This is a genomic window from Dongshaea marina (genome assembly GCF_003072645.1).
Classification (GTDB): Bacteria; Pseudomonadota; Gammaproteobacteria; order Enterobacterales; family Aeromonadaceae; genus Dongshaea; species Dongshaea marina.
In genome coordinates this window covers 2,489,676-2,503,586 of the sequence record NZ_CP028897.1, presented here as the reverse complement: position 1 = coordinate 2,503,586, position 13,911 = coordinate 2,489,676, and the positions used below count along the sequence as shown (strand labels likewise).

At 49.6% G+C, this 13,911-nt stretch carries 13 protein-coding genes; 10 read left to right on the top strand and 3 right to left on the bottom strand.

From position 1 onward, the window contains the following. The first annotated feature begins 645 nt into the window (after positions 1-645). The 5 genes from DB847_RS12040 to rplT all read left to right on the top strand — a co-directional run bounded on the left by DB847_RS12040 (position 646) and on the right by rplT (position 4,693). Complete coding sequence (locus tag DB847_RS12040) at positions 646-1,377, top strand: TGS domain-containing protein (protein WP_108650933.1); 732 nt, start codon at positions 646-648, stop codon at positions 1,375-1,377. 177 nt (positions 1,378-1,554) lie between these two features. Continuing rightward, positions 1,555-3,483: a threonine--tRNA ligase gene (gene thrS / locus DB847_RS12035; RefSeq protein ID WP_108650932.1), complete on the top strand. Its 1,929-nt coding sequence runs from the start codon at positions 1,555-1,557 to the stop codon at positions 3,481-3,483. Next, the gene (gene infC, locus DB847_RS12030) at positions 3,484-4,029 is read left to right on the top strand and encodes a translation initiation factor IF-3 (protein ID WP_456073093.1); all 546 of its coding nucleotides are present in this window, start codon (positions 3,484-3,486) and stop codon (positions 4,027-4,029) included. It begins immediately after the preceding gene. 88 nt (positions 4,030-4,117) lie between these two features. Continuing rightward, the gene (gene rpmI, locus DB847_RS12025) at positions 4,118-4,315 is read left to right on the top strand and encodes a 50S ribosomal protein L35 (RefSeq protein ID WP_108650930.1); all 198 of its coding nucleotides are present in this window, start codon (positions 4,118-4,120) and stop codon (positions 4,313-4,315) included. 18 nt (positions 4,316-4,333) lie between these two features. Further along, on the top strand, positions 4,334-4,693 hold the full coding sequence (gene rplT / locus DB847_RS12020) for a 50S ribosomal protein L20 (RefSeq protein WP_108650929.1): 360 nt from the start codon (positions 4,334-4,336) through the stop codon (positions 4,691-4,693). A gap of 230 nt (positions 4,694-4,923) precedes the next feature. On the opposite strand, the gene DB847_RS12015 is transcribed toward rplT, so the two are convergent. Continuing rightward, on the bottom strand, positions 4,924-5,358 hold the full coding sequence (locus DB847_RS12015; RefSeq protein ID WP_108650928.1) for a GNAT family N-acetyltransferase: 435 nt from the start codon (positions 5,356-5,358) through the stop codon (positions 4,924-4,926). A 126-nt stretch (positions 5,359-5,484) separates the two neighbouring features. Then, positions 5,485-7,506: an alpha-glucosidase gene (locus DB847_RS12010; protein WP_108650927.1), complete on the bottom strand. Its 2,022-nt coding sequence runs from the start codon at positions 7,504-7,506 to the stop codon at positions 5,485-5,487. A gap of 940 nt (positions 7,507-8,446) precedes the next feature. On the opposite strand from DB847_RS12010, the gene DB847_RS12005 reads away from it, so the two are divergent. The 5 genes from DB847_RS12005 to DB847_RS11985 all read left to right on the top strand — a co-directional run bounded on the left by DB847_RS12005 (position 8,447) and on the right by DB847_RS11985 (position 13,086). Further along, on the top strand, positions 8,447-9,220 hold the full coding sequence (locus DB847_RS12005) for a substrate-binding periplasmic protein (RefSeq protein WP_159084572.1): 774 nt from the start codon (positions 8,447-8,449) through the stop codon (positions 9,218-9,220). Positions 9,221-9,238: 18 nt separating this feature from the next. Beyond that, entirely contained in the window at positions 9,239-9,997 is a 759-nt protein-coding gene (locus DB847_RS12000) for a substrate-binding periplasmic protein (RefSeq protein WP_108650925.1), read from the top strand. Positions 9,998-10,036: 39 nt separating this feature from the next. Continuing rightward, a complete protein-coding gene (locus DB847_RS11995; protein WP_199911815.1) occupies positions 10,037-10,825 on the top strand; it encodes a substrate-binding periplasmic protein in 789 nt (262 codons plus the stop codon). A gap of 331 nt (positions 10,826-11,156) precedes the next feature. After that, complete coding sequence (locus DB847_RS11990; protein ID WP_108650923.1) at positions 11,157-11,699, top strand: PadR family transcriptional regulator; 543 nt, start codon at positions 11,157-11,159, stop codon at positions 11,697-11,699. Further along, positions 11,689-13,086: an MATE family efflux transporter gene (locus tag DB847_RS11985; RefSeq protein WP_108650922.1), complete on the top strand. Its 1,398-nt coding sequence runs from the start codon at positions 11,689-11,691 to the stop codon at positions 13,084-13,086. The genes DB847_RS11990 and DB847_RS11985 overlap by 11 nt, the downstream gene beginning before the upstream one ends. A 225-nt stretch (positions 13,087-13,311) precedes the next feature. Here the strand turns inward: DB847_RS11985 and sodB are convergent, their stop codons facing one another. Then, positions 13,312-13,893, bottom strand: a complete 582-nt coding sequence (sodB, locus tag DB847_RS11980) for a superoxide dismutase [Fe] (protein ID WP_108650920.1) — start codon at positions 13,891-13,893, stop codon at positions 13,312-13,314. Positions 13,894-13,911: the final 18 nt, after the last annotated feature.

Sequence of the window (13,911 nt, the reverse complement as noted above, 5' to 3'; positions counted from 1 at the left end):
CTCCACGCTCATTACAAGCGCTTCCTCACTACTACGAGCAGCTCCGCCCCAGTACTACGCATCGGTACTCTTATGCTCATAAATTTAGTTATTTGCATTTCTCCCTTCTCATCGTAGTGACTGGTTCTCGCAGTTCCCATGGAAAGCCCAGTGCAGGTTCACGCCCACTCAACGCCGGGTACCGCCAGCACAGCATTCGGAGTACACTTGCAGGCTTATCCCGGAGGAGCATAAGACCTCCGGTTTTGATACCGTCTATATGATTACGACGCCTCGACATGGGTTCGGGGTTACTCGTCTCCCTGCACCATACCTGATCTCTCTTGGAGACCTTTTCTTCAACGCTCACTACCGGGACTCTTAATCCAAGCAGCTTGAAGCGGTTTGAGGCCGACTTCCGACAGCAGACTTCGGTGGGTCTACCACCATCTCCCCATGAGCTTTTACATACAAGATCATATCCTTATCAAATTGTATGTGTGTCTGCGACACACTTATGCCATCATACCTGTTTACTCTTAGCGAACCCGTACCGTTCCTGAACAAGGGAGCCCAAACAATTGTAGAGACTTCAACCTATATACTAGGGTTCGTCTTCAGCATAAAAATCCCCGGAGCAATTCGGGGCGATAGAGGGAGTTTAATATGCCGATCATCACCCTGGCCGATGGCTCAGAACATAATTTTACCCACCCAATGACTGTTATTGATATTGCCGAGCAGCTTGAACCCAACCTGGTTGAAACCTGTCTGGCCGGTCGTGTCTCTGAGACACTGCTGGATATCAATACTCACATCGATAGCGATGTTGAGTTATCCCTGGTGACTCCGCTGCATCCCGATGGCCTTTCGATTATTCGCCATACCACATCACACCTGTTGGGACATGCGGCCAAACAGCTCTGGCCACAGTGTAAGATTGCCGATTATCAGATCACCGCATCGGGTTTCTACTACGACATCGATCTGCCACAGCCGATGAATCAAGAGATGTTGCAACAGCTTGAGCAAAAGATGGCTCAGCTGGTCGAGAGTGATTACCCGATCAGCACTCGCCAGGTCAGCTGGCGTCAGGCCCATGATCAGTTTGAGGGGCTTGAGGAACCTTTCAAGATTGCGATGCTGGATGAGAGTATTCCACGCAGTGAGCATCCCACACTCTATTTTCATCAGAACTATGTCGATATGGGGTGGGGCCCTCATGCCCCGAGTCTGAAATTCTGTCGTCATTTCAAACTTCTTTACTCAGAACAGAGCCACTGGCGCGATGATCCGCAGAACCATCGTCTGCAGCGAATTCATGCGGCAGCCTGGTCGAATGATAATCAACTTCAGGATTATCTCTCTCAATCTTCGGTGGCCGCTGAACTATCTTAATTCTCTCGGTTATGCTAGTCTGTGGCGCTCAAACGGACCCTGCTATGAGATGACCAGAGTCATCTCAGGCGCACCAGTTCTGTTCGCTGGAACGGGGCCGTTGAATCAATCATCAAACATTATGTAAAAGATGCATGTGGCCTTTGGTAGGGGCCACCACTGTAAAAGGATATAAATATGCCAATCATTACACTTCCTGATGGCTCAACTCGCCATTTCCCTCATCCAGTTTCCGTTCTCGAAGTCGCTGCTGATATCGGCCCGGGCCTGGCCAAGTCTTGTCTTGCCGGCCGGGTTGATGGGATCCTGGTCGATGCGACCGACAAGATCGACAGCGATGTTAACTTGTCGATCATTACCCCAAAAAATGATGAGGGTCTGGAGATTATCCGCCACTCCTGCGCACACCTGCTGGGTCACGCGATCAAGCAGCTATGGCCAGAGACTGAGATGGCGATCGGTCCTGTGATCGAAAATGGCTTTTACTATGACATCGACCTGGACAGGTCCCTGACCCAGGAAGATCTGGATCTGCTGGAAAAGCGGATGATGGAGCTTGCCAAGAGCAACTATGATGTCATCAAGAAAACCGTGAGCTGGCAGGAAGCGCATGATGTGTTTGAGGAGCGCGAAGAACCCTATAAAACAGCGATCCTCGATGAAAATATCGGCCGCCATGAAACCCCGGCTCTGTATCATCATGAAGAGTATGTCGATATGTGCCGTGGCCCCCATGTCCCTAACATGCGGTTCTGCCACCACTTTAAGATCCTTAAAGTGTCAGGCGCTTACTGGCGTGGTGACTCTCAGAATAAGATGTTGCAGCGGATCTATGGTACCGCCTGGGCGGATAAAAAGCAGCTGAAAGGACACCTCAAGCACCTGGAAGAGGCGGCTAAGCGTGATCACCGTAAAATCGGTAAGCAGCTGGATCTGTATCATCTCCAGGAGGAAGCGCCGGGAATGGTGTTCTGGCACAATGATGGCTGGAAAATTTTCCTGGAGCTGGAGAAGTTTGTCCGTGAAAAGCTGACCGAATATGATTATCAGGAAGTGAAAGGTCCGATGATGATGGACCGTGTCCTGTGGGAACGCTCCGGTCACTGGGATAAGTATGCGGAAAACATGTTCACCACCTCAACCGAGAACCGTGAATATGCGATCAAGCCGATGAATTGCCCGGGTCACGTGCAGATCTTCAACCAGGGCCTGAAATCTTATCGTGATCTGCCGCTGCGGATGGCAGAGTTTGGTTGCTGTCACCGTTGTGAGCCTTCCGGCGCCCTGCATGGCCTGATGCGGGTTCGTGGTTTCACCCAGGATGATGCCCATATCTTCTGTACCGAAGATCAGGTACAGGATGAGGTCTCCTCCTGTATCGATATGGTCTATGACCTGTATAGCACCTTTGGCTTTAATAATATCGAGGTGAAGCTCTCCACCCGTCCCGAGAAGCGGATCGGTGACGATGCGATCTGGGATAAGGCGGAAGAGGCACTCAAGCAGTCGCTGCGTTCTCGTGACATCGAGTTCGAGATCCTGCCGGGTGAGGGCGCCTTCTACGGTCCTAAGATTGAATTTACCCTGCATGACTGTCTGAATCGTGCATGGCAGTGTGGTACCATCCAGCTCGACTTCTCGCTACCGGAGCGGCTGAGTGCTTCTTTTGTTGGCGAAGACAACGAGCGTCACATTCCTGTGATGATCCACCGTGCTATTCTGGGCTCTCTGGAGCGGTTCCTGGGAATTCTCATCGAAGAGTATGCCGGATTCTTCCCAACCTGGCTGGCGCCGGTTCAGGCTGTGGTGATGAATATCACTGATAATCAGTCAGAATATGTGCAACAAGTCACTCAGGCACTGACAAAAGAGGGAATTCGTGTCGTTTCGGACTTGAGAAATGAGAAGATAGGCTTTAAAATCCGCGAGCATACCTTGAAACGGGTCCCTTATATGCTGGTCTGCGGCGACAAAGAGGTCGAAGCCGGAGAGGTAGCAGTTCGAACGCGCAAGGGCGTTGACCTGGGCAAATTCAGTATCGAAAAGGTTGCCCAGATGATCAAAGAAGAAATTGCGACCCGTAGTCCAAATAAACTGGAGGAATAAATTATAAAAGGTGGAAAGAGAGGGGGTAAGCCAACGGCACCCCGTAATCGACTCAACGAAGATATTAGGGAAAAAGAGGTACGTCTGGTCGGGCTTGATGGTGAGCCGATTGGAATTGTCTCTATCCAGGATGCTTTAGGTCAGGCTGCAGAGCATAATGTAGACCTGGTCGAAATTAGCCCTAATGCGACGCCACCGGTTTGTCGTATCATGGACTACGGCAAATATCTCTATGAAAAGAGTAAAGCTGATAAAGAGCAGCGCAAAAAGCAAAAGCAGATCCAGGTAAAGGAAGTTAAGTTCCGGCCTGGAACTGATGAAGGCGATTATCAGGTAAAACTACGCAACCTGACTCGCTTTATTGAAGAAGGCAATAAGGCCAAAGTAACACTGCGTTTTCGTGGTCGTGAAATGGCCCACCAGGATCTTGGTATCGCTCTGCTTAACCGGATCAAAGATGACCTGACCGAACTGGCCCAGGTAGAGTCTTTCCCGAAGGTTGAGGGTCGCCAGGCGATCATGGTGCTTGCCCCGAAGAAGAAATAACAGGGCTTTGCAAGTAATTACCGGCTAGCCTCGGTTAGCCGGCGATTCGCCCTGTGTTTTAGTTGTATTTAACAATGCGGAGTTAAAAATGCCGAAGATTAAGTCAAACAAAGGCGCTGCAAAGCGTTTTAAAAAGACTGCATCAGGTGGATTCAAGCGTAAGCAATCTCACCTGCGTCACATTCTTACTAAGAAAAGCTCTAAGCGTAAGCTGCACCTGCGTGCCAAGTCCATGGTCGCAAGTTCAGATGTAGCTCAGATCAAAGATATGTTGCCATACGCTTAAATTAGGAGAGTGTGAGAAATGCCAAGAGTAAAACGTGGTGTGACAGCTCGTGCTCGTCACAAGAAAGTACTGAATCAAGCTAAAGGTTACTATGGTGCTCGCTCACGCGTTTATCGCGTAGCGGTTCAGGCAGTAACTAAAGCGGGTCAATACGCTTATCGTGACCGTCGTCAGAAGAAGCGTCAGTTCCGTCAACTGTGGATTGCGCGTATCAACGCTGCATCTCGTCAGAACGGTCTGTCCTACAGCCGTTTCATCGACGGTCTGAAGAAGGCTTCTATCGAGATCGATCGTAAGATCCTAGCTGATATCGCTGTTCACGACCAAAATGCTTTCACAGCCCTGGCTGCTAAAGCAAAAGAAGCTCTGGCCGCTTAATTTAAGTCGGTTATAGTGAAAAAGGGGACCTTCGGGTCCCTTTTTTTATGCCTGAAACCATAGCTGGAGAAGGAGTCATTACCCTGCATAGCCCACTCTTGATATGAGCTAGCTTTTTGTACCAAAGATTGACCGCTCAGAGGAATAGTTACAGGCGAATGATTCAAGATCAGAACACTGCCAAGCCCAGGGCGAATGAGTCGAGCTGAATGCTCCACCAATGATTTGGTTTAAGGCTGGATCTCTTTGGCTTGCAGCGGTTTAGTCAGGTAGTAACGCTCCCCAGAGATCGGATGATTTTCCAGAGTCATCTGAACCGTATAACCATTTTTCTCGTAAAATGGTCTGGCCTGGAAACTAAATGTATCCAGAAGACAGGAGTGACAGCCTTTTTCGATCGCGTAGGACTCTGCCTGGTTGAGAAGCTTTGTACCCAGTCCCCTGGTTTTATCGCTCTTGTCGACCCAGAGTTTTTTGATAAACAGCCAGTGACCTAAAATTTCCCCGTAAATTCCCCCCGACTTCTCGCCGTTTGCTTTGTATGCGAAGCAGGCGATCTCTGTTCTGAAAACATCCCCCAAATAGGGAGCATTATGCTCGCGCAGTCCGTTATTAATATCCTGAATGTCAGCCAGAGTTGGCTCGGTTGTTACTTTTATATCCACCAGCTACCTCACATTGTATTGGTTGTCTATCCCACGCAGATTTGAGCCGTATAAATCGCAACGAATGCTAGCTGGCATCGTTTGCCAGCTAGTATTCGTTCAGTTTACAGATAAATTTCTAAATTGTTACTTTATAGCGGATATTTCAGAAAAGAGCTTTTTCCAGTGGCTGTGGGCCCGGTAAAATACCGGCGGCTCTCCGATAGGTGCGGGCACGGTAACACGCTGGCCACCGCTAAAGGTTTGACCACTCCACAGGTGGGTCCACTGCTCGCCTGCGGGCAGGTAGCTGGTCCACTCGATTACCCCCTCCTGATGTACCGGAGCCACCAGCAGATCCGGACCATACATGTACTGATCCTGCATGGTGTAAGTCTCTGGATCGTTCTCAAAGTGCAGCACCAGCGCACGTTGAACCGGATAACCCTTCTCAGCTGCTTCATTGACCAGGGTTTTCAGGTAGGGATTGAGGTGGCGGTAGATGCGGGTCATCCGTCCGAAGTGAGCAAGGGTATCTGCATCATGATCAAACTGGAAGTTTTCGTCCGGCCGGTTACCTTCATGGGTGCGCATCACCGGGGTGAAGGCTGCCATCTCAACCCAGCGGTCAAACAGCTCCTTGGTGCGGCGATTGCCGAACAGGGAGGTGTAGCCACCGATATCTGAGTGGTGGTAGGCATTGCCGAGCATTCCTGAAGACAGAGCGCCGGAGACCACAGAGATCAGGCCATCATGGCGGCTAAAGTCAACACACTGATCGCCCGCCCACAGCAGCGGGCAATATTGCTGAACTCCGGTATAGCCAGCACGCATAAAGAAGATGGCATCGGAGGTTTGGCCATTGAGCTCCAAGGCTTCGGCATTACACTGAGCCCATAGGGTTGGCCAGGCGTTATGCATCACCTTGGCATCGGCCTCATTATGCAGATAGATATTTTCAGTGGGAAGGTATTCACCAAAGTCGGCCATCCATCCCTTGATCCCCATATCCAGCATGTTTTGGCGAAGTACGGTATCACGGAACCAGGTCATCGCCTCCGGGTTGGTGAAATCGATACAACCACAATCAAACTCACCAAAATCGACCAGGGCCACATTGCCATCCTTATCCCGAGCCATATAGCCCATCTCCTCGGCGATGGGGAACAAAGATCCATCGTTACACAGGTAGGGGTTAACATAGGCCATGAAGGCGATCCCCTTATCTTCCAGCTCCCTGATTTTTGCCGGCAGATTCGGGTAACGCTCCTGGTGCTGTTTCCAGTCCCAGTCCCAGAACAATCGCTTGCCAAAGGAGGTGACACGCAGGCCACACCAATCTTCACTCCACAGGCCTGAGACCTCGACGCCGTGAGCCAGCGCGTTCTCCAACCGGGAGAAGGTGTTTACTTCTCCTCCTTTAAGGCCCAGGATCGCTCCCTTATAAATCCACTCCGGCAGTCTGGGTTGGCGGCCAAACTTTTCAGATAGCTTTTCGATGATCCCCAGATAAGTGTCGGCTGTTTGTAGCTGGATCTCGCTGGGGATCTCCCAGACCTGTAGTTCGTGAAATGCCTCATTGCGAAAATCGAAATCTGCATAGGCTGTGGTCTCAACATGACAACTGTATTTGCGCGATGAGATGAAGGTTGGCTGTGGGTAATTGGTGTGATAATAATCGCCACCCGCTTTGCCCATCACATCCGCTTTCCATTTTATTTCACTATCAGGGTGACGGCCCACTCCAGGCTCGGAGGTCCATAATGGATAGTGGCGCCCTCGCAGATCGAAATAGGACATCTGTTCACCGCATCCCCATACATGCTCTTGTTTTTGTGCAGGGAGGCGTCCCCAGAAGCGGTTGTAACTGGTATCAAGTGGGGTAATTTGCAGGGTTAACCTGTCGCCCTCTTCTAAAAAGCTAACCTGGAGTAGGGGTGGTGTAGTGGGAGCTTGAGAGAACTGGAACACATTATGGTCAATCTGATGTATGGATGAGAGCTCAATGCGCGATTCAATATAATCATCAATATCAAAGTTGCCCCGATAGATCTCTATCTTCTCCTTGCCCCGACCCAGGTAAAAAGCGGGGAAGTCAGTCTGATGGGAAAAAAGAGTCTCTCCTTGATGGGTGATCGAGAGTGAGTCCTGGGAGTATTCAATCTTCATCTGCTTAGCTCCATATCATCTTTAGTGGGACGATTGATAATAGCGTTACGATTAATGAGGCTAACAGGGAGTTATTTGAAAACTTAGACTCGGCTCACTCTATTTCTTAAATAAGTTGCAGGCCGGGAGTGCCAGCTTAGGCTAAGGCGGTGACTTGGCATTGCATTCGTATCTGTATTCTTTGTATCCGTTGAAGGAGGAGTACAAAACCAAATATGTAGCGAACACCCATATAATTCCTTTAAAAACAGTTTGAAAGGGTGCCAGTCGTCGGTTATGACACTCATTACCTCTTAGCAAAAGTGTGTAGGATCTCAGAGTTCAACCGATAGGCGAGGATAGGCGAGATCTCAAGGTGTTGGGAGTTCTCTTTATCCATGAATAGAACTTTAGCTCTCATCTATATCGGCGGATTAAATAAATAGATAATCGCAGCGCTGCGAAAGAGTATCAGTGTCTTGCTGAAGCGATTCATGTTTAATCCGGAGGGCAGGGTGAATAAAAACCATTCGCTGGATCGTGTCAGCGTTCCGTCGAAGAATAAGAAGCAGAGTGTTTTGTGCGACGGGCTTTTCCCATGCTAAGAGCGTCACTGTGCTACTTAATGAGTGACTCATCAGTGGGCCTCAGATCTCAACGCCGCCTTAGTGAGTAAAGAGCTGTATAGCTGCAGGTAAAGATCTGGATCTCCCTGGATCCCTGATGGATGACTTCAATGGCATCCAGCTGAAGATGATGCTGCGATTTGATTTTTCCTGCGAGCCCGTATCGGGTGGCCGAGTTAGGCTCTGCTGAGATTCAGATCCGCCCCGTTCCGATTATTACTTAATCCGTAAGATCGGGGGAGTCACAATCATTGAGATTGGGAAAAAAACCGGATCTGAGCAACACTTAAGATCAACGCTATCCGCTTAGGTTTCTGCACATGGATTGCCACAGGATGTCTTGGGTCTTGGCATTGATATTTTGCCTTTTTACCTTCAGCGCTTTCACCTCCCCGGTAAAAACCGTCAGCATGGTGACCACGGACTGGGCTCCCTACTTTGGCTCTGAACTCGATGAAGGGGGAGTGATCACTGTCTTGGTAAAAACAGCTTTCGAGAAATCCGGTCGAAAATCTGAGGTCCGTTATGTTCCCTGGAAGCGTGCGGTTAAAGAGGCTGAAGCCGGGGTCTCAGATATTTTGATGGGTGCCTACTATACACGGGAGCGCGATAAGATCTTTATCTACAGTCATCCCTTTTATGAGATTAAAGTCGGATTAATCGCACTGAGGTCTTTGGGAGTCACCCATTACCGTAAACTTGAAGATCTTACGAAGTATACCATTGGGGTCAACAGAGGGTTTGCAAACAGCGAGCTCTTTGATCGTGCTGCTTATTTACAAAAAGAGGTCGCTTCTAATCAGATCCTCAACGTGCGAAAGCTGTTTAAACATAGGGTCGATATGATTGTGATGTCTCACGGGGTATTTAATTACGAGAAAAGCAAGATGCCCAAAAAGATGATCGAGCCTACAGTGTTCGTCGAGCCACTACTGGATCGAAAGCCGCTTTATCTGATCGCTTCAAAGAGTAACCCTCAATCTCAGCAGCTGATTGATGACTTTAACAAGGGGTTAGGCCAGATGATGCGCGATGGTAGCTATCAGAAGATCCTGGAACGTTTTGGCTTCACCTCCAAGTTAGTTGAAAGCGAAGGGCGCAAACGTTAGTCAAGCCGGGACTATAAAATGAAAAAAAGTGCTCTTAATTTATTATTCTGCCTAATGCTGGGAACATGGAGCATCCATGATAGCTCCGCCAGAGAGTTGCAGATCGTGTCTTCGGATTGGGCCCCCTATTATGGCAGTGAGCTGGCGAATGACGGTGTCATTTCCGAATTGGTGAGGACGGCACTTGAGGTCAGCGGACATCAGGCCAGATTTCGCTTCGTTCCCTGGATGCGTGCTCTGCAGGAGGCAGAAATGGGGCGGGCAGATCTCCTGATGGGTGCTTACTATACCGCCGAGCGTGCCACAAGGTTTATCTACAGTGAGCCCTTTTACGAGATCAGGCTGGGGCTAATTGCTCTTAAGTCGCTGGGAGTTACACACTATGAAAACCTCGAAGATCTCAAGCCCTATACTATAGGTATCGGGCGGGGCTGGGCCAACAGTGAGTCTTTTGATGATGCCCGGTATCTCAAAAAAGAGGAGGCCACTAACCAGATCCTCAATGTCAGGAAGCTTTTTAGAAAAAGAGTCGATATGGTGGTGATGGCCCATGGGGTGTTTAACTATGAGAGAAACCGGATGGCTAAAAAATTTAAGCAGCCGACCGTTTTTATTCAGCCTCTCCTGGATAAAAAACAGCTATTTATGATGTCATCCCGGCGTCTTAATCATTCACAAGAGTTGATCGATGATTTTAACCTGGGTTTGAAGAGAATCATCAAAGATGGTCGTTATCAGAAGATCCTGGAGCGTTTTGGCTTTGCGGTAAAGCAATGAAAAGAGATGTGACCAATAAGCTATGAAAAGGAGCCCTGTATGGATTTGTTTCACCCTAAGCTGAACTGCTTGCTACTCTCTGCAGTGCTGATATCCGGCTTGTGTGAGGCCAGAACCATCTCCATGGTGACCACCAACTGGGCCCCCTATTATAGCGAAGAGCTGGATGAGGATGGAGTGATCACAGCCTTAGTTCGAGAAGCTTACTCAAGGGTGGGCCATAAGACCAGCATCCGCTTTATTCCATGGAAGAGAGCTATGCAGGAGGGAGAGATCGGAACATCGGATGTAGTCATGGGCGCATATTATAGCGAAGAGCGAGCAAAACGTTTTATTTATAGCCATCCCTTTTATGAGATAAAAGTGGGTCTGATCGCCCTCAAATCTCTGGGGGTCACCCATTTTCGTAGTCTGGAAGATCTAAAGCCCTACACCATAGGCGTTAGCCGGGGCTGGGCAAACAGTGAAGCGTTCGACAAAGCCACATTTCTTCATAAAGAGGAGGCTACCAACCAGATCCTCAATGTCAGGAAGCTTTTCAAGAAGCGTGTGGATATGGTGGTGATGGCCCATGGGGTGTTTAACTATGAGAGAAACCGGATGCGTCAAGCCATCGATCAGAAGTTCATATTCATCAAGCCTCTGCTCGGGCGCAAGCCCCTTTATCTTATGGCTGGAAAAGATCTACCACGCTCAGAGCAGTTTATTGATGACTTTAACCGGGGCCTGGGCATGATGATCCGCGATGGCAGCTACGAAAAGATCCTCCAGCGCTTCGGCTTTACCGAAGACCCGGGGGAGAAGGCAGCGGATTCACCTCGTCGTTAAGTCGGCACTGCTCACGTAAATATTGATTGAGATTGTGTATTAAATAGCGAATTACATGCCGGAGCTCTTGCCAGAAGTGAGTGTGGGCACCGGGTGGACCTACCCATTAAGATTCAACGCATCGACTATCATCCCTGATCTCATAGTATCCATACCTCTCGCTCAACAGAACGGAAGCCACCTCTCCCAGAGCAGGATAGCCCGTAACTAAGATCCGCCAAAAATTACCTCTCTCGATGATTATCCAACCTGATCCCATCTTACTATCATCTATATACATCATTATGATATATGTTTATGATGTCTTATCTATCATCCACAGACCCTCAGCATGGCAAAAGAGAAACGCACTCGCTACGCAATCCTGGGAACTCTCAGCCGGGGAGCCGCCAGCGGTTATGACATCAAGAAAACCATGGAAAACACCACAGAGTATTTCTGGCATGAGAGTGATAGCTCTATCTATCCAGAGCTTAAGCGGCTTCTCAGTGAAGGAATGGTGAGTTGCGAGGAGCGTAAAACCCAGGGCTCCAGGCTCAAAAAAATATATCAGATCACTGACGCGGGCCGTGAGCAGCTACATGAATGGTTGCTGGAGGAGCCGGTTATTTTTAATCCCAGAAATGAGCTGATGCTCAAAGTCTTCTTTGGTTTTAATGTCGATCCCAGTGTCACAGTAGAACATCTTCAGGTATTTCGGCTGCGGGTGCAGCAACGGCTTCGCACTCAGCGACGTTGTCAACAAGAGCTTGAAGCGAGCGAGCTTAAAGGCGAACGGCTAAGCCGCTATCTCACTCTCAAGGCCGGGGTCCATTTTACCCAGGCCCAACTCAAATGGATTGACGAAGCTCTGGAGTTGCTCAATGGCGGCTGATAACCACAACTTAATGGCCAGCACAGGTAAACTGGGCCGTTTTGCATTGCCTATCATAGGTATGGCACTGCTTAACATGGCGGCTAACTTTGTTGGAATGTTGCTGGTTGCCCGCTATGGTAAAGTGGAACTCGCAGCAGGCTCGCTGGGGGTTGCAACCTTCATTACCATCATGACGGTTTCCAGCACCACGCTATATTCTGTCGGGATCCTGGTGGGACATAGCAGGGGGCAGAAGCATAGTAATGACCAGGTTGGAACCTGGGTCAAAAATGGCTTTTGGGTCGCACTGGGGCTGGGAATTCCCTGCGCCCTGTTGATCTACCATGGCGACACGATCCTCCAGCTCTTTGGTCAATCACAGGTTCTGATCGATAGGGCCCGTGGTTATCTTCATTATGCAGCACTATCTTTAATTCCGACTCTGTTTGGCCTGGTGATCTCACAGTTTTTTATCGGAATTGGCAGACCACAAATTACCCTGATCGCATCTGCAGTTCGCCTGCCACTGATCATCATCCTCTTTTATCCTTTGATTCTGGGCTACGGAGGAGGGGAGCCGATGAAGCTGGCCGGGATCTCTGCAGCAACCCTGGTGGTGCAGATCCTTTACTGCATCATCATGTTGCTCTATATCCACTACTCACCTTCGATGCGCGGCTTTGGGATCTTCAAGGCTCCCTTTGCCCCGAGCTGGGAGCATTGTAAAAAACTGTTGGTGATTGGACTGCCTATCGGGATCCAGTTTGGCGGCGAGCTGGGGGCGATGACGGTCTCAACCTACATGATGGGGTTGTTCGGGGTCACTGCCCTGGCTGCCACCCAGATCGTTTCCCAATACACCATGCTGGCGGTGATGATCACCCTTGGACTGTCTCAGGCGATCTCTGTTGTGATCAGTGAAGCCTATGGCGCTGGAGATTACCCGCTGATCCGAAACTACATCAAGGCTGGGTTTATCCTGCTGCTGAGTTTTTTTGCCATAGTGATCGCACTGTTTCTCTATGAGCCGCATCTGTTTATCGGTATCTATATCGATGTTCACCAGCCGGGCAACGCCGCCGTAGTCTCGCTGGCAGTTCTGTTATTTGCCGTCGCGGCTGTGGCCATGCTGATCGATGGCATGCGCAACCTGTTATCCGGTGCGCTTCGGGGACTGCATGACTCCAAGGCTCCGATGTGGATTGGGGTGTTCTGCCTGTGGGGCTTTTCGCTGCCGATGGCCTACCTGGTTGCCTTCAGACTCCATGAGGGCCCGGTTGGGTTACGCATCGGCTTTGCGCTTGGATTTGTCATCGCAACGCTACTGTTAGTGGTGCGTTGTTGGCATCGCTTGTCAGGCTCAGGTAGCTCTTCGAAACCGATGATATCAGAGATAACGAGCTAACTGGTCACAGGGGTTCCATGGACGGATACACACCCTGTTGGTGAGACGTGAAATCAGACATCAACAACAGATGTGAAACACGACCTCCTTTTTTATCCCCCGAGCGCGTTAAGCTCAAACAAGAGTTCTCTATGTCAGAAATAGTTAACAAAATCTTATTCTGGGCATATAAAAAAACACCTTCCATTGGGAAGGTGTTTTGGTATCTCGCAAAAGATTCAGAGGTTAGCCAGCCAGGTTTTTCGCAACGAAATCCCAGTTGACCAGCGCCCAGAAGCCATCCATGTAGTTCGGGCGAACATTACGATAATCGATGTAGTAGGCGTGCTCCCAGACATCGACGGTCAGCAGTGGGGTGTCACCATCGGTTAGCGGGGTTGCCGCATTGCTGGTATTGACGATCGCCAGTGAACCGTCGGCTTTTTTCACCAGCCAGGTCCAGCCGGAGCCGAAGTTATTGACAGCGGAGTCAGTGAACTTGGCCTTGAAGTCTGCAAAAGAACCAAAAGCAGTCGCGATCGCATCAGCAACGGCGCCTGTAGGCTCACCACCAGCATTCGGTGCCAGGCAGTTCCAGTAAAAGGTGTGATTCCAGACTTGAGCGGCATTGTTAAAGATGCCACCGCTGGAGCTTTTTACGATCTCTTCCAGAGACTTAGCCGCAAACTCGGTGCCTTCGATCAGGCCGTTGAGTTTAACCACATAGGTGTTGTGATGCTTACCGTGATGATATTCAAGGGTTTCTGCCGAGATATGTGGTTCCAGAGCGGTTTTTTCATAAGGCAGTGCAGGAAGTTCAAACGCCATTACTATTCTCCATGTACG